General features: G+C 62.9%; 19 protein-coding genes. 16 read left to right on the top strand and 3 right to left on the bottom strand.

From position 1 onward, the window contains the following. Positions 1-60: 60 nt before the first annotated feature. From HPF_RS13885 to HPF_RS13850, 8 genes are all read left to right on the top strand, one after another. Positions 61-552: a cupredoxin domain-containing protein gene (locus HPF_RS13885; protein WP_105730805.1), complete on the top strand. Its 492-nt coding sequence runs from the start codon at positions 61-63 to the stop codon at positions 550-552. Between the two features lie 49 nt (positions 553-601). Further along, positions 602-940, top strand: a complete 339-nt coding sequence (locus tag HPF_RS13880) for a copper-binding protein (RefSeq protein WP_105730804.1) — start codon at positions 602-604, stop codon at positions 938-940. A gap of 196 nt (positions 941-1,136) precedes the next feature. Continuing rightward, positions 1,137-1,499 (top strand): c-type cytochrome, encoded by a 363-nt coding sequence (locus tag HPF_RS13875; protein ID WP_133158118.1) that lies wholly within the window; start codon positions 1,137-1,139, stop codon positions 1,497-1,499. A 104-nt stretch (positions 1,500-1,603) separates the two neighbouring features. After that, positions 1,604-2,104, top strand: a complete 501-nt coding sequence (locus HPF_RS13870; protein WP_133156907.1) for a hypothetical protein — start codon at positions 1,604-1,606, stop codon at positions 2,102-2,104. A 57-nt stretch (positions 2,105-2,161) separates the two neighbouring features. Next, a complete protein-coding gene (locus HPF_RS13865) occupies positions 2,162-3,802 on the top strand; it encodes a multicopper oxidase family protein (protein WP_133156906.1) in 1,641 nt (546 codons plus the stop codon). A gap of 20 nt (positions 3,803-3,822) precedes the next feature. Continuing rightward, positions 3,823-4,071, top strand: coding sequence for a DUF2933 domain-containing protein (locus tag HPF_RS13860; RefSeq protein WP_133156905.1), 249 nt, complete (start codon positions 3,823-3,825; stop codon positions 4,069-4,071). A 4-nt stretch (positions 4,072-4,075) separates the two neighbouring features. Then, positions 4,076-6,442 carry a heavy metal translocating P-type ATPase gene (locus HPF_RS13855; RefSeq protein ID WP_133156904.1) on the top strand — a complete coding sequence of 789 codons (2,367 nt, stop codon included), beginning with the start codon at positions 4,076-4,078 and terminating at the stop codon, positions 6,440-6,442. Positions 6,443-6,444: 2 nt separating this feature from the next. Continuing rightward, entirely contained in the window at positions 6,445-6,969 is a 525-nt protein-coding gene (locus HPF_RS13850; protein WP_133156903.1) for a metal-dependent hydrolase, read from the top strand. Between the two features lie 47 nt (positions 6,970-7,016). Here HPF_RS13850 and HPF_RS13845 read toward each other — a convergent pair whose 3' ends face one another. The 3 genes from HPF_RS13845 to HPF_RS13835 all read right to left on the bottom strand — a co-directional run bounded on the left by HPF_RS13845 (position 7,017) and on the right by HPF_RS13835 (position 8,231). Then, entirely contained in the window at positions 7,017-7,301 is a 285-nt protein-coding gene (locus tag HPF_RS13845) for a CopK family periplasmic copper-binding protein (protein WP_133156902.1), read from the bottom strand. Between the two features lie 168 nt (positions 7,302-7,469). After that, positions 7,470-7,787: a YnfA family protein gene (locus HPF_RS13840; RefSeq protein WP_133156901.1), complete on the bottom strand. Its 318-nt coding sequence runs from the start codon at positions 7,785-7,787 to the stop codon at positions 7,470-7,472. 6 nt (positions 7,788-7,793) lie between these two features. Further along, the gene (locus tag HPF_RS13835) at positions 7,794-8,231 is read right to left on the bottom strand and encodes a Cd(II)/Pb(II)-responsive transcriptional regulator (RefSeq protein ID WP_133156900.1); all 438 of its coding nucleotides are present in this window, start codon (positions 8,229-8,231) and stop codon (positions 7,794-7,796) included. 90 nt (positions 8,232-8,321) lie between these two features. On the opposite strand from HPF_RS13835, the gene HPF_RS13830 reads away from it, so the two are divergent. The 8 genes from HPF_RS13830 to HPF_RS13795 all read left to right on the top strand — a co-directional run bounded on the left by HPF_RS13830 (position 8,322) and on the right by HPF_RS13795 (position 15,204). Beyond that, positions 8,322-10,607, top strand: coding sequence for a heavy metal translocating P-type ATPase (locus HPF_RS13830; RefSeq protein ID WP_133156899.1), 2,286 nt, complete (start codon positions 8,322-8,324; stop codon positions 10,605-10,607). A gap of 45 nt (positions 10,608-10,652) precedes the next feature. Continuing rightward, complete coding sequence (locus HPF_RS13825) at positions 10,653-11,078, top strand: DUF3703 domain-containing protein (protein ID WP_226466632.1); 426 nt, start codon at positions 10,653-10,655, stop codon at positions 11,076-11,078. A 65-nt stretch (positions 11,079-11,143) separates the two neighbouring features. After that, positions 11,144-11,482 (top strand): hypothetical protein, encoded by a 339-nt coding sequence (locus tag HPF_RS13820; protein ID WP_133156898.1) that lies wholly within the window; start codon positions 11,144-11,146, stop codon positions 11,480-11,482. A 105-nt stretch (positions 11,483-11,587) separates the two neighbouring features. Next, on the top strand, positions 11,588-12,094 hold the full coding sequence (gene lspA, locus HPF_RS13815) for a signal peptidase II (protein ID WP_133156897.1): 507 nt from the start codon (positions 11,588-11,590) through the stop codon (positions 12,092-12,094). Then, entirely contained in the window at positions 12,091-12,507 is a 417-nt protein-coding gene (locus HPF_RS13810) for a disulfide bond formation protein B (RefSeq protein ID WP_133156896.1), read from the top strand. The genes lspA and HPF_RS13810 overlap by 4 nt, the downstream gene beginning before the upstream one ends. Next, a complete protein-coding gene (locus HPF_RS13805) occupies positions 12,504-13,196 on the top strand; it encodes a DsbA family protein (protein ID WP_133156895.1) in 693 nt (230 codons plus the stop codon). Before HPF_RS13810 ends, HPF_RS13805 begins: the two co-directional genes overlap by 4 nt. 1 nt (position 13,197) lies before the next feature. Then, a complete protein-coding gene (locus HPF_RS13800; protein WP_424955176.1) occupies positions 13,198-13,836 on the top strand; it encodes an SCO family protein in 639 nt (212 codons plus the stop codon). Positions 13,837-13,890: 54 nt separating this feature from the next. Then, a complete protein-coding gene (locus HPF_RS13795; RefSeq protein WP_207959154.1) occupies positions 13,891-15,204 on the top strand; it encodes a M23 family metallopeptidase in 1,314 nt (437 codons plus the stop codon). Positions 15,205-15,241: the final 37 nt, after the last annotated feature.

Genomic DNA, 15,241 nt, shown 5'->3' with positions numbered 1-15,241 from the left:
TGCCCGTCTCACCACTGTTTTTCCTCAACCGTTTCCCCAACCAAAACCCCAAGGACAACCATGAAATCCGTCAAGTTCAACTTCGCTTCCCGCGCTGGCTTTGTTTTCGCTGCTGCAGCATTGGCCGCATCGGCTGCTTTCGCTGGTGGCACCCATGGCGGTGGGCACGATGAATCGCCCATCGGCGAACCGGGTGTCGCAGCCAACGTCACGCGCACGATCGAGGTGGACGCGGCCGACAGCATGCGGTTCACGCCGTCGAACGTGTCGGTGAAGAAGGGCGAGACCATCCGTTTTGTCATCAAGAATTCCGGCAAGGTGCCGCACGAGTTCAGCCTCGGCACGGAAAAGGAGCTCAAGGAGCACTACGAGGTCATGAAGAAGTTCCCGACCATGGAGCACGAAGAAGCCAACAAGATCTCGCTCAAGCCTGGCAAACAGGGTGAAGTGATCTGGCGCTTCACCAAGCCCGGTGTGGTGAACTTCGCCTGCTTGCATGTGGGCCACTACGAGGCCGGCATGAAGGGCCAGGTCAAGGTGGCAGCCAAGTAAGCGGCTATCCGATCATCACAACCTCCACCCAACGACACAAGGATTCACGATGAAACTGCGACTGGTTCTGAGCGCAACCGCACTGGCCTTCACGGCCATTGCAGCCAACCCCGTGTTCGCTCAAATGAACATGGACCACAGCAAAATGGGCATGGCGGGCATGCCCAGCATGACCGATGGTGAAGTCCGCAAGATCGACAAGGACGCCGGCAAGATCACCATCAAGCACGGTGAAATCAAGCACATGGAAATGCCTGGCATGACCATGGTCTTCGTGGCCAAGGACAAGGCCTTGCTGGACAAGACCAGCGTCGGTGCCAAGATCCAGTTCATGGTCACGAACGAGAACGGGCAGATGACGGTGACGGACATCCAGCCAGTGAAGTGATCCTGCGTTTTCAGCGTCTCCGTTTGGCTGCGGCTGTTCTTGCTCTGGCAGGGATTGCCGCAGCTTTTTTCTGGGGGCCATCTGCGGACTTCTTCCGGTCAGATCCCCAGGGATTGCCGCAGCTTTTTTCTGGGGGCCATCTGCGGACTTCTTCCGGTCAGATCCCATCGGGCTGCTTCGCCCGGATGACGCCGTGATGCTCAAGCAGGGTGCGCTGATCTACCAGGCCCGGTGCGCCAGTTGCCATGGCGTGACGCTGGAGGGGCAGGCCAACTGGCGAGAACGGGGTGCCGATGGTCGCTTGCCGGCGCCTCCCCACGACGGGAGCGGCCACACCTGGCACCACTCGGACGATGTGTTGATTCGCATCACCAAGGAAGGGGTAGCGAAGGCCGTTGGAATGCCCGACTACGCCACCAACATGCCCGCCTTTGGCGATTCGCTCAGCGAAGCCGACATCGTGGCGGTTCTGTCCTGGATCAAGTCGCAGTGGTCACCAGAGACCCGGCGCCACCACAACGACATCAATCTACAGGCCCAGCAGCAGTCGCCACGCTGAACCTGACTTTTTTGTCATGTCCGGGTCATCTTGGCGACCTGGGTCGATTCCTACAGTGACTCCATGGCATCTCGCCATGCGCTCCGTCACGAAAGGAAATCGATATGTCCACCTTGATCCGAACCCTTCTGGCCGTGGCTGTCGCTGGTGCGGCGTTCTCCACCGCAGCACAGCAAGCAGCAGACCACACCCAGCACCACCCATCCACCCCGGCAGCCAACGGCACGACCCGGCAGGCTACACCTCAGGCCGGTATGCCCATGGGCATGTCGTCGATGCCGCAGATGCAGGAACACATGCAGCAGCACATGACCACCATGCAGGCGCTGCGCGCCAAGATGGCGGCGGCCAAAACGCCGGCCGAACGCCAGTCTCTGATGGCAGAACACATGCAGGCGATGCAAGAAGGCATGGACATGATGAAAGGCGTGAAGTCCATGGGTGGCATGTCTGGAATGCAGGGAATGGGGGCTCCCGGCGCCGTTACACCGGACATGACCCAGCGGCATCAAATGATGGAGATGCGCATGGACATGATGCAGAACATGATGGAAATGATGATGCAGCGCATGCCGCAGTCGCCGTCCAGTACCGGTGCCCAGTGACCACGGCGACGTTCTGACGCTGTACCAGTTTTCATATCCAGTTCAGGAGATTGTGTGATGTCGATGTATTCCCGGCGGCAGTTTCTGAGCGGCGCGGGTGCTCTGGGTGCCGCGACAGCCTGCCCAGGCATCTGGGCGGCCACAGTTGCCCAGTCAGGCCTGTCTTCCGACGAGATCCTTCGCCTTGAAACACAGGCGGCGGGCTTCTCCAACCCCTTGCGACTTCCGGGAAGCAGCGGTCTTTTTGGTGTTCTACCCGCAACAGACTTCAAGGAAGTCCATGTGGTCCGCAGCGAGATCGAGGTGCTGCCGGGTCAGCGCACACCTATCCTAGCCTACGCCGTGGAATCGCGTGGCAAGAAGTTCCTCAACCCGGCGCTTCTGGCCCGCCGTGGCGACGAGATGCGGGTGAAGCTGATCAATCACATTGATCAACCGACGGTCATTCACTGGCATGGCCTGAGTGTCGATTCTCGCAACGACGGCAATGGCCTCAACGTCGTGGCGCCGGGTCAGAGCATGGACTACGCGTTCGCCTTGCAGGACCGGTCGTCGATGTACTGGTACCACCCCCACGCCCACGGATACATCCCTCAGCAGGCCTATCACGGCCTGGCCAGCCTGCTGTTCGTCGAGGACGACGACGAAGCCGCCCTGCGCAAGGAGCTGGCGCTGGCGTTGGGTGAATCCGAAATCCCGCTGGTGCTGCAGGACAAGGAGTTCGACGCACAAGGGCGCCTCCAGTACGCGCCCAGCGCCGCCCAGTCCTTCGGTGGCTGGGTGGGCAACCGGCTGATGGTCAACCTGACCGAACGCCCACGCCTGAAGGCCGGGCGTCGCATCGTTCGTTTTCGCATCCTCAACGGCAGCAACGCGCGCAGCTACCGGCTCGCGTTCCTGCAGGACGGCAAAGCGCTCGGCTTCTACCTGGCGGGCACGGATGGCGGCCTGCTTGCGCAGCCCTTGCGCATCGATCAGACCTTCCTTTCCCCGGGCCAGCGGCTTGATGTGCTGGTGGATTTTCGAGAAGCCAACCCCACCCGCCCGGTGACCCTGGCGTCCTTGCCCTTCGACCCGATGCACCAGGAGGGGGGACACGACATGGCCACGATGGACCACAGCCAGCATGGTGCGACACAGGGCGCAGCCGCGCTCGCAGCGATGGCCATGGAAGGCGATGCACGGGCGCTGATGCGTATCGACCTGGCGCCGTCCAGCACACCATACGACCGCCGTCTGCCTGCGCGCCTGTCTAGCCTCTCCGCTCCGGTTGAACCGGCGGGCGCGGCGCGGCGCATTCAACTGGGCCACGATGGCAAGGGCCACTGGACGATCAACGGTGGGGTGTACGACCATACCGCTGTCCCATTGACTGTCCAGCGGGGCGCGCGTGAAACCTGGCGGATCGAGAACGCCGAACGCAGCATGCCGCACCCCATGCACCTGCACGGTTTCTCGTTCCGGGTGCTCGAACGTCTGGGCAGTCCAGCGCCGGTTCGCTCCCTGGCCGGTGCACGCGGCCTGCTGCCTCAGGACCAGGGCGTGGTCGACACCCTGCAGGTGTGGCCGGGTGAATCCGTGCGGATCGCCATCGACTTTTCGCATCCGCACCAAGGCGATCAGGACTACGTCTTTCACTGTCACACGCTTGAACACGCCGAGGCGGGAATGATGATGCGGTACGCGGTCAAAGCCTAGCCAACGGAGCACCAGACACCATGAACCACGATGACAACGAACCCCATGTGCATTCCTTCTGGCGGCGCCCAGCCGGCATGGCGCTGGCGACGGCTGCATTGATCGCAGGGTTTTACATGCTGCGCGAGCACTGGGGCCATGTCCTGGGCTACTGGCCCTACCTGCTGTTGCTGGCCTGTCCGCTGATGCACCTGATGCATGGACACGGTCATGGAGGACATGGTCGGCACCCGCATCCACCCGGTCGCACCCAGGACGACAAGCAATAGGCCCATGAATATCACCACACACCAACACCACAGAAGCGGCACCCCGCCGACCGTGCCCGACTCGCCCACCGATCTCAAGGACCCGGTGTGCGGCATGAAGGTCACGGCGCAGTCGGCGCACACGCTGAAGCGCGAGGGGCGGCCCTACTACTTCTGCAGTGCCAAGTGCCAGGGCAAGTTCGCAGCCAACCCGCTGCAGTACCTTGTGTCCACGGCGACTGCAGTTTCAGCGCCAGCGGCCGCCGACACGGTCTACACCTGCCCGATGCACCCGGAGATTCGCCAGGACCATCCGGGCAATTGCCCCAAGTGCGGCATGACGCTGGAGCCCTTGCTGCCGGAACTTGATAACGACAACAACCCCGAATTGCGCGATTTCCAGCGCCGCTTCTGGTGGACGCTGCCGCTGACCGCCGGGGTCTTTGTGCTCGCCATGTTTGGCCACCGCCTCCAGTGGATGGACATGTCCGTGCAGAGCTGGGTCGAGCTGGTCTTGTCCATTCCCATTGTGCTGTGGGCCGGCTGGCCGTTCTTCTCGCGTGGCTGGCAATCGGTGATGAACCACAGTCCCAACATGTGGACCTTGATCGGGCTGGGCACGGGAGCCGCATTTGCCTACAGCGTGGTCGCGACGGTCACGCCACAGGTGTTCCCGGACTCGTTCATCTCCATGGGCCGCGTCGCCGTGTACTTCGAGGCTGCCGCCGTGATCATTTCGCTCACGCTGTTGGGCCAGGTGCTCGAACTCAAGGCCCGGTCGCAGACCTCGGCGGCCATCAAGTCGCTGTTGGGGTTGGCGCCCAAGACGGCCCGCCGCATCCGCGCCGACGGCACCGAAGAGGACGTGCCGCTGACCCATGTGCACGTAGGTGACGTGCTGCGCGTGCGGCCCGGCGAAAAGGTCCCGGTGGACGGCGAGGTGACGGAAGGCGGCAGTTCGGTCGATGAATCCATGCTCACGGGCGAGCCGATGCCAGTGGCAAAACAGGTGGGCGACAAGGTGGTTGGTGCCACGCTCAATACCAGCGGCGCGCTTGTGATGCGCAGTGAGCGTGTGGGCGCGGCCACCATGTTGTCGCAGATCGTGCAGATGGTGGCTCAGGCACAGCGTTCCCGGGCGCCGATGCAGCGCATGGCCGATGTGGTGGCGGGCTACTTCGTCGTCACGGTGGTGGGCATTGCTTTGCTGACTTTCTTCGGTTGGGGCCTGTTCGGCCCCGAGCCGCGCTGGGTGTTCGGCCTGATCAACGCGGTGTCGGTGCTGATCATTGCCTGTCCCTGCGCCCTGGGTCTGGCCACACCCATGTCCATCATGGTCGCGACCGGTCGGGGCGCCACGCACGGCGTGTTATTCCGGGACGCCGCGGCGATCGAGAACATGCGCAAGATCGACACCCTCATCATCGACAAAACCGGCACATTGACCGAGGGCCGTCCGAGTTTCGAGCGCGCCATTCCCGCGCCCGGTTTTGATGCCGACGAGGTGCTGCGCCTGGCCGCCAGCCTGGACCAGGGCAGCGAACACCCGCTGGCCGAAACCATCGTGCGCGCCGCGCGCGAACGTGGCATGGCGCTGGACAAGCCCGAGAACTTCGAATCCGGTTCAGGTATCGGCGTGCGTGGCCAGGTGGCTGGGCACCAGTTGGCGCTGGGCAACACCGCGCTGATGGAGCAGATCGGTGTCTCGGTCTCGGCGCTGGTGCCGCAGGCAGAGGCCTTGCGTGCAGAAGGTGCCAGTGTGATGTACCTGGCGATGGATGGCCAGTTGATGGGCCTGCTGGCGGTGTCCGATCCGGTCAAGGCCAGCACGCCGGAGGCCTTGGCGACCCTCAAGGCATCGGGGCTGCGTATCGTGATGGCGACCGGTGACGGCCTGACCACGGCCCAGGCTGTGGCCGCCCGCCTGGGCATCGACGAGGTGCATGGCGAGGTCAAACCGGCCGACAAGCTGCTGTTGGTCGAGCGCTTGCAAAAGGAAGGCCGCGTGGTGGCCATGGCCGGTGACGGCATCAACGATGCGCCCGCACTGGCCAAGGCCGATGTGGGCGTGGCCATGGGGACCGGGACCGACGTGGCGATGAACAGCGCGCAGGTGACGCTGGTCAAGGGCGATCTGCGCGGGATTGCAATCGCGCGGGCGCTGTCAGAAGCGACCGTCGGCAACATGAAGCAGAACCTGGTGTTTGCCTTTTTGTACAACGCCCTGGGCATCCCGGTGGCCGCCGGTGTGCTGTACCCGTTGACGGGTTGGCTGCTGTCGCCCTTGATTGCTGCGCTGGCCATGAGCCTGAGCTCGGTGTCGGTGATAGGCAATGCGCTTCGCCTCAGGTCGGCTCGGCTCCAACGAGGAACACCCTATAGAGAGGTCTGACCATGGACATTGTTGCGCACGGGGTGTGGGTAGGCCTTGGTGCTGTGTGGATGCATCGAAATCGGCGCCTGGACCGTCGCACCGCCGCCCTGGCGGTCGGTATGGCGGTGGTGCCTGACCTGATCCAGTTGCTGCCTCTGGGATACCTGGCACTGGTCACTTCCGATGGTTGGTTCGTCCTGCAGGCCTATGCCATTGCCCTGCCGGGCTACGAACCCCCGATGTCTCCCGTCCTCTCGGAGCTGACCCATCACCTGCATTGTGTGATGCACAGCGCCTTGGTGGCCGGTGTGGTCACTGCTGCCTGCTGGGTGTGGCTGAGGCGCCTCTGGCTACCTTTGCTGGGCTGGTGGACTCACATCCTGATCGATGTCTTCACCCACTCGGCTGATTTCTACCCATCACCGGTTCTTTATCCGGTGACCTATTGGGGGTTCGATGGAATCGCCTGGAACACACCTTGGTTCATGGTGGTCAACTATCTGGTCATGTTGGCTGTTGCCACAGTGATGTTCCGTCGCAAATAGAAAAGCCACCCCAAGACAGGGTGGCTGTTTCTGCGCAGAAGTCGCGATCAGTTGTGGTGACCCTTGCGCGCCAAGATATCAAGGCGAGCGACTTCGTTGCCCACCGTGCTGATCTTCTGACCATCCACCGATTGAACGACCTCTCCCTTGGCGAGATATGCAGTGCGTCCAAATTGGTTGGCTTTGGCCATGTTCCCGTCCTTGAAGACGTACAGGGTCTCACCATTGACCAGTGGGACTGTCTGCTTGGCCTCGGATTGAGCTGCATCCATGGCGAAAGCCGGGAGGGTTGCGGCGAGCGAAAGGACGACGATGTTGAATTTGCGAATCATGGTTTCTCCTGAAAGTTTCACGTTGATCGGGTGATGCAACGAGGTACCGTGTACAGGTCCAATGTAGTGACGCGCGGGTGACCGCAGGCTTGCCTTCCGGTGACAGTTTTGACTGCTATTTGACTGCGAACCTGCCGCCCCTGGCGATTGATGTGGCTGCTGAACTGGTCAGCGCGGCTGGAACGCAATGATCCCCATGCCCAACAAGGCCACCGCCGCACCGGTCGCATCCCACACTGAAGGTCGGACACCATCGACTGCCCACAACCACGCGATGGCTGCACCGATGTACACCCCGCCGTAGGCCGCATACACGCGGCCCGAGGCCGCATCATGCAAAGTCAACAACCAAGCGAACAGTGCGAGACTGGCCGCTGCCGGCAGCAGCAACCATGCGGAACCGCCATGGCGAAGCCATAGCCAGGGCAGATAGCAGCCAACGATCTCGGCCAATGCGGTGGCGATGTAGAGAAAAAAGGTCTTCATGACCGGTCAATGCGCAAGATGAGCATGGCACGCACAGGCCTCGCCGTGCGCTGCAGCCACCAGTTCCTTGAGGATGCCGCAGTCTGACCCTTCGTCGTCACAACGGCCGCAGCTGGCCTTGAGCAGCAACAGCTGCTTTTCCAGTGCGCGCATGCTCTTGAGCCGCGCTCGTACCTTGTCGATCTGCTCCTGCACCAGCCGGTCCACATCCGGGTGCGGCTCGCCCGGTGCGTCCAGCGCGCCCAGCAGCCGGCGGATGTCGGCCAGCGGCATCTCCAGTGCGCGGCAGTGGCGGATGAAGGCCAGACGTTCCAGATGGGTGCTCGCGTAGTCGCGGTAGCCGTTGTCCTGCCGGGCCGGTTCCGGCAGGAGGCCTTGTTTTTCGTAGTAGCGGATGGTGTCCACGTCCACACCTGTGGCTTCGGCCAGTTCCTTGATGCGCATGGGGTTTCTCCGGTGGGTGGGACTCAGGGCTTGACTCTGGAGTCGCTCCAGGGTTTTCAATACCCCTATTCTGATCCTGTAGGAGTTTCCATGTCGGCCCCCTCTTCTGAACCCGACCACACCCCATCGACTCGCAAGTGCGGGAACGCGGAGCATCGCCATGAGCCATCTCAAGTTCGTGATCATCAACACGCCCAGGAACAGGACGGGGCTGCTGCTTGCTGTGCGCCCGCTCCAATCTCCCTCGAAGCACTCCGTGCTCCCCAGCTCACCTCCGACGGCGTGCGCACGGCCATCCGCATCCTGCAGATGGACTGTCCGACCGAAGAAGCGCTGATCCGCAAAAAGCTCGACCCGATGACCGAGGTTCGGCAAATGGACTTCAACCTTGTGCAGCGGGTTCTGACTGTGGTGCACGCACCCGGCGCGCTGGACCCGGTACTGGAAGCGGTGCGCTCGCTGGGGTTTCAGCCCGAGCTGGTTGAAGCAGGTGCCGCACGTACTCCTGCCCGCCAAACCCGAAAGCCCTGGTGGCCGCTGGCGCTGGCGGGCGCCGCAGCCATCGCCTCAGAAGCTGCGGACTGGGTCGGACTTCCTGACACCCTTGTGGCTGCGTTGGCCCTTGTGGCCGTATTGGGGTCAGGTCTAACCACTTACAAGAAGGGCTGGGTGGCCATTCGCAATGGCAATCTCAACATCAATGCGCTGATGAGTATCGCTGTCACAGGTGCGTTGGCGCTGGGTCAATGGCCTGAGGCGGCCATGGTGATGGTGCTGTTCACGATCGCTGAGCTCATCGAGGCAAAGTCCCTTGACCGGGCCCGCAACGCCATCGAAGGACTGATGCGTCTGACGCCGGAGCAGGCGACGGTGCAGCAGAACGACGGAAGCTGGCAGTCTGTCGAGGCCCAGTCTGTGGCGGTGGGCAGTTTGGTGCGGGTGCGACCGGGTGAACGCATCGCGCTGGATGGCAGCATCATCAGCGGACGTTCTACGGTCAACCAGGCGCCCATCACGGGCGAAAGCCTGCCTGTTGACAAGGCCGTTGGCGACGCTGTGTTTGCCGGCACCATCAATGAATCCGGCTCGTTCGAGTACCGCGTCACGGCCGCAGCAGGCAACAGCACGCTGGCGCGCATCATTCACGCGGTCGAAGAGGCGCAGGGCGCCCGGGCGCCCACACAGCGGTTTGTCGACCAGTTTGCCCGCATCTACACGCCCGTGGTGTTTGCCATCGCCTTGGCCGTGGCGGTGCTGCCCCCGCTGTTGATGGGCGGAGCCTGGCAGGACTGGATCTACAAGGCACTGGTGCTGCTTGTCATCGCCTGCCCCTGTGCCCTCGTGATCTCGACACCTGTGACCATCGTCAGTGGTCTGGCTGCCGCAGCCCGGCAAGGTGTGCTGATCAAGGGAGGGGTGTATCTGGAAGAAGGGCGCAAGCTGCGGTGGCTGGCCCTGGACAAGACCGGCACGATTACCCACGGCAAACCAGTACAGACCGATTTTGCGCGGCTTGACGACTTGGACGAGGCGCGGTGTCTGCAACTGGCTGCCAGCCTTGCGGGGCGCTCGGATCACCCGGTTTCCCAAGCCGTGGCGGCTTCGGCGAATGCCCAGGGTGTCGAACGAGAGGCTGTGGACAACTTTGAAGCCTTGCCCGGTCGCGGTGTGAAGGGTGTGATCGGTGGCACGGTTTACCGCTTGGGCAATCACAGACTGGTCCACGAACTGGGCTTGTGCACCCCGGACCTGGAAAATCGGCTCGATACGATGGAACGGCAAGGCAAGACAGTGGTCATGCTGGTCGACGAACAGAGGGAGCGGGTGATGGCCCTGTTCGCTGTGGCCGATACCGTGAAGGAAAGCAGTCGGGCCGCTATTGATCAACTGCATCGCCTGGGTGTACGGACCGTGATGTTGACCGGCGACAACGCGCACACCGCCGAGGCGATCGCCCGACAAGTGGGCATAGACCAGGCGCATGGCAACCAGTTGCCCGAAGACAAGCTGCGCGTGATCGAAAGTCTTGGCCGCGAAGGGGTGGTCGGCATGGTCGGCGACGGCATCAACGACGCTCCTGCGCTGGCCCGCTCAGACATTGGGTTCGCGATGGGCGCCATGGGCTCTGACACGGCCATCGAGACAGCCGACGTTGCCTTGATGGACGACGATCTGCGAAAGATCGCCACCTTTATCCGACTGTCCAAAACCACCCATACGGTGCTGGTGCAGAACATCACGCTGGCGTTGGGCATCAAAGCCGTGTTTCTTGTGCTCACCCTCATGGGGCTTGGCACCATGTGGATGGCCGTTTTCGCTGATGTGGGTGCCAGTCTGCTGGTTGTTGGCAATGGACTGCGCTTGCTGCGCCGCTGAAAGGAACCAACATGGGCATTTTCGACAATCCGTTTGGCGACCGCCATGGCCCACGTCGCCATGGGAACCGCAGACACGAATATGAACACCACGCCCACTGAACCCACTGCGACGGTGGCGTTCGACCCGGGCACCTTCGAGCGGCTGCACCGGGCGTACCGCCGGATCGACCGCAGTGACCCAGCCCAGGCCTGGCATCTGCTCGAAGCCCTGCATGTGCTCGGGCAGACGCGGCTGGTGTCGCATGCACGAACGCATGGGCTCATGCTCGCGCTGGCCTGGCGGACGCGAAACCTGACCGAGGTGAATGGTCAGCTGTTGCGGCTGCTGCTGGTGCCGCTTGGGCACCTGCTGGGCCGGCTACCTCTGGGCAACACCGGGCGTTCGCACGTGGGGGCGTTTCGGCCCATGCAGGTCGCTCCGGAATTGCTGGCCACCATTCGCGCACATCAGCGACCGCCGACTCTCTGAACAACCTGCGGGCTGTCCGGGTCAACCGATCTCTATTGCTGTCTTCACCCTACAATCCACCCTTGATGCGTGCCTGCCTGTTTGCCCTGTTGCTGATGTTCTGCCTGCCCCTGCAGTGGGCCGGCGCAGCCACGGGCGCGCCTTGTGCGCACGAACCCTGTGCGCCCCTGCACGCCAGCGCGGCCGGTGTCTCGTCGCAGGTTGACGCCGCCGACCACGCCGGTGAGTCCCATGCTCAGCACCCGCACTGCGGAAGCTGCCACGCTGGCGCCCTGGCCCTGCTGGCCAGCGTGCCCTTTTCCATGAGCGACACCCGTACCCGGACGCAAGCGAAGTCGCGTTCCTGGACCGAGGGCCTGTTCGTCGAGCGGCCCGAACGGCCGCAGTGGCCCACCCTGGCCTGACCAGGGTTCGGTTTCTTTGGCGGCGCCCATTGCCGCCCCTATCCGATCCCTGTAAAGCGTGCCAGCCCTTGCGGCTGGTGATGTCCGTTCTTTCAGGGTCTTTTCATGTCTGTATCTCCCTGGCGGGGCCGTCCCCGTCTGGCCTGGCTCACGGCCGTGGTCCTTCTTCTGGCGCTGGATCAGCTAAGCAAAGCCTGGTTCGCCAGCACCATCGCGCTGGGCACGGCCATCGAGGTCACGACCTGGTTCAACCTGGTCCATGTGCTCAACACCGGTGCCGCGTTTTCCCTTTTGGCTGAAGCGGGCGGCTGGCAGCGGGTGTTTTTCATCGCCATCGGCTTCGCAGTGGTCGTTCCCATCACATTCGTCTGTCTGGCTCGCCAGGTGGAGCCGCTCGAACGCGTGGCGGGTGCGCTGCTGGTGGCCGGCGGCAGCGGCAACCTGATTGATCGCATCGCCAGCGGCGCGGTTACCGACTTCCTTGACCTGCACTGGCGCGGTCTGCATTGGCCGGCCTTCAACCTGGCCGATGTGTTCATCGTGCTGGCGGCGGGCGCCTGGATCCTGATGTCCCTGCGTCCTGCCGTGGCCTCTTCGAAAGGCGCGTCATGAACCGCCCCTGGACCTGGCTGCTGATGGCCTGGCTGGTGGCCACGGCCGCCACCTCGGGCGCGCTGTTTCTGGGCGAGGTTATGGGCATGACGCCCTGCGTCCTGTGCTGGTACCAGCGCATCTTTATGTTCCCCCTCGCCATCATCCTCGGGATCGCCTGCTTCACCGATGACCGTCGGGGCGCCGTCTACGGCCTCGCCCTGGCACTGGGCGGGGTGGCCATGGCCGGGTACCACACCCTGCTGGTCGCCGGCCTGATTCCCAAGGCCTGGGTGCCTTGCAGCGCCGGTGTGTCCTGCGCGGACCAAAAGCTCGACATCCTCAACGGCGTCCAGATCCCCTGGCTGTCGCTGGCCGCGTTCATGGCGCTGGCATTCCTTCTCATCGTTTACCTCAGAAAGTCCTCCCGATGAACTCCAAAAAAATTACTGTTGCCGCCCTGGTCGCCATCGTCCTGGTGTTCTTCTTCCTCGGCATGAACGCTTACCAGAAGCGGGTGCAGAACTCGCAGGCCGAGAAGGTCAGCCAGGTGGTCCAGCAGTCCGGCAGCGAACCCGCCATTCAGACGGACAACCGGCTGGTCCGCTTCCATTCACCGGTCTTTGGTCCCAGCAATGCGCCGGTCACCATCGTCGAATTCTTTGACCCTGCGTGCGAGACCTGCCGGGCGTTCTATCCCATCGTCAAGGACATCCTCAAGCAATACCCGAACGATGTGCGCCTGGTGATCCGCTATGCCCCGTTCCATGCCGGCTCCGATCAGGTGGTCAAACTGCTCGAAGCCGCCAAACGCCAGAACAAGTACCAACCCGTGCTGGAGATGATTCTGGCCACCCAGCCGCAGTGGGCGGACCACGGTAAACCCAACATCGAGCTGGCGTTCCGGGCGGCGCAGGAAGCCGGTCTGGACATTGCCAAAGCACAGGCCGACGCCCAAGGCTCGGACATCGCAGCGGTGCTGAAACAAGACATCGAAGACCTGACCGCACTGGAAGTGACCAAGACGCCCACGTTCTTTGTCAATGGTCGCGGTCTGCCGTCCTTCGGTGACCAGCAACTGCTGTCACTCGTGGCCGAAGAAGTGGCTAAAGCCAGGAAGTGATATGGACCCGCGTTTTTCATCCACACCTGGCCACCCGTCCATGGGCCGTCGGCGCTTTGTCCGGGTCGCCCTGGCCAGTGCAGTCGGCATGCCTGTGCTGATGGCCTGCTCACCCGAGGTTACGCCGTTTAAAAGCACCGATGTGACCGGCGCCACCTTTGCCCAGGATTTCCGGCTCAAGGATCACCTCGGCAACTTGAGAACGCTGGCGGACTTCAAGGGCAAGATCACGGTCGTTTTCTTCGGATTCACACAGTGTCCGGACGTCTGCCCCACCTCGATGACCACCATGGCAGAGGTCAATCGCTTGCTGGGTGCCCAGGGTGATCGACTGCAGGTGCTTTTCATTACGGTGGACCCCGAGCGGGACACGCAGGCGCTGCTCAAGGAGTACATGGCGAACTTCGACCCGAGCTTCATCGCGCTGCGGCCCGAGCCAGACGAACTCAAAGACGTCGCGGCGGGCTTCAAGATTTACTACAAGAAGGTCTCGGGCTCGACCCCGACCTCCTACACCATGGACCACTCGGCAGGGAAGTACATCTTCGACTCCGAAGCCCGGGTCCGCCTGTTTTCCGCCTACGGAACCGATGCCGCCACGATCGCATCGGACATCCAGATCCTTTTGTCCGCGGCCTGAGGCGTTTGAAGCCGTGGTCAAGCCATCGAGTGACCTGACATGCACCCAGCCAACATGCTCCGTTTGACAGTACTGATCCAACACCACCGGCGGTCCGTGCTGGCGGTCTTGGGCACCTTGATGCTGGGCACAGGCGTCGTGGCTTTTGGTGTCTCCCCGGCTTTGCCCGACGCGGCGCAGTGGCCCGTCCGGCAAGTGATGGAGACCATGAATGCGCCACTGGTGGTGTCTGAGCCGACGACATCGAACCCCGAGTTTCTGATCCATCAATCGCAGCTCACCCGCCGCGACGACTCCCTTCAGGCCCTGCTCAAAAGGCTGGGTGTCGATGACCGCGAGGCACAGACCTTTCTCGCGCACGACGCCACATCGCGCATGCTGTTGACCGGTGCGTCCGGCAAGCTGGCCACCGTCACCCGAGCGTCGGCAGGGCGCCTGAAGACCCTGTCTGTGCGCTGGGTGGACACGAACAGCCAGCGCATCAGCCGGCTGGTGGTGGAGCAACAAGAAGGTGGCTACCAATCTCGGATTGAACAGCCGACGCCACGGCGCCTAGAGCAGTTCGGTTCGCTCACCATCCGCTCCTCGTTCTATGCCGCCACCGACCAGGCCGGCATTCCGGATGCCGTCGCCGCGCAGACGGTCGAGGCCTTTTCCGGGGACATCGATTTCCAGCGCGACTTGAAGCGCGGTGCGCGTGTCAGCCTCGTGTATGAGGTATTCGAGCTGGATGGTGAAATCCTGTTCACAGGCCAGTTGCTGGGTGCCGAGATTCAGAACGGCAAAGACACGCACCAGGCCATGTGGTTCCAGGCGGCAGGTCAGACCGGCGAGTTCGTCAGCCTCGATGGGGCGAGTCAGCGTCGTGCATACCTGGCCTCACCCCTGGCGTTTTCCAGGGTCACCAGCTCCTACGGGCCTCGTATCCACCCGGTGTTCGGGGGTCAGAGAGCGCACAAAGGAACGGACTACGGCGCTCCGGCCGGAACCCCGATTCGAACCGTGGCCGACGGCGTGGTGAGCTTTGCGGGTCGCAAGGGTGGGTACGGCAATTACGTCGTGATCCAACACCCCGATAAGGCCGCCACCGCCTATGCGCATCTGGGCCGCATCGATGTCCGGATGGGCCAACGCGTGCAGCAAGGTCAGACCATTGGCACAGTCGGCTCCACCGGAACGGCGACGGGCCCGAATCTGCACTTTGAATACCTCGTCAAGGGAGTGCAGACCAACCCGTCGCGGATCGCCAGCGATTCGTCGGTCTCGACCGTTGCGGTTGCCCAGTTGCCCGGCTTCAAGCAGGAGGCCAAGGCCATGCGGGAACAGCTCGACATGGCCGCTTCCGTTGCCCTGGCCGACGCGCAATGACCTTTGGACAGAACGACTCCATGTCAGTACCACCTGA

This window comes from Hydrogenophaga pseudoflava (genome assembly GCF_004353865.1).
Taxonomy (GTDB): Bacteria; Pseudomonadota; Gammaproteobacteria; order Burkholderiales; family Burkholderiaceae_C; genus Hydrogenophaga; species Hydrogenophaga pseudoflava.
This window is presented reverse-complemented; position numbering and strand designations above follow the sequence as displayed.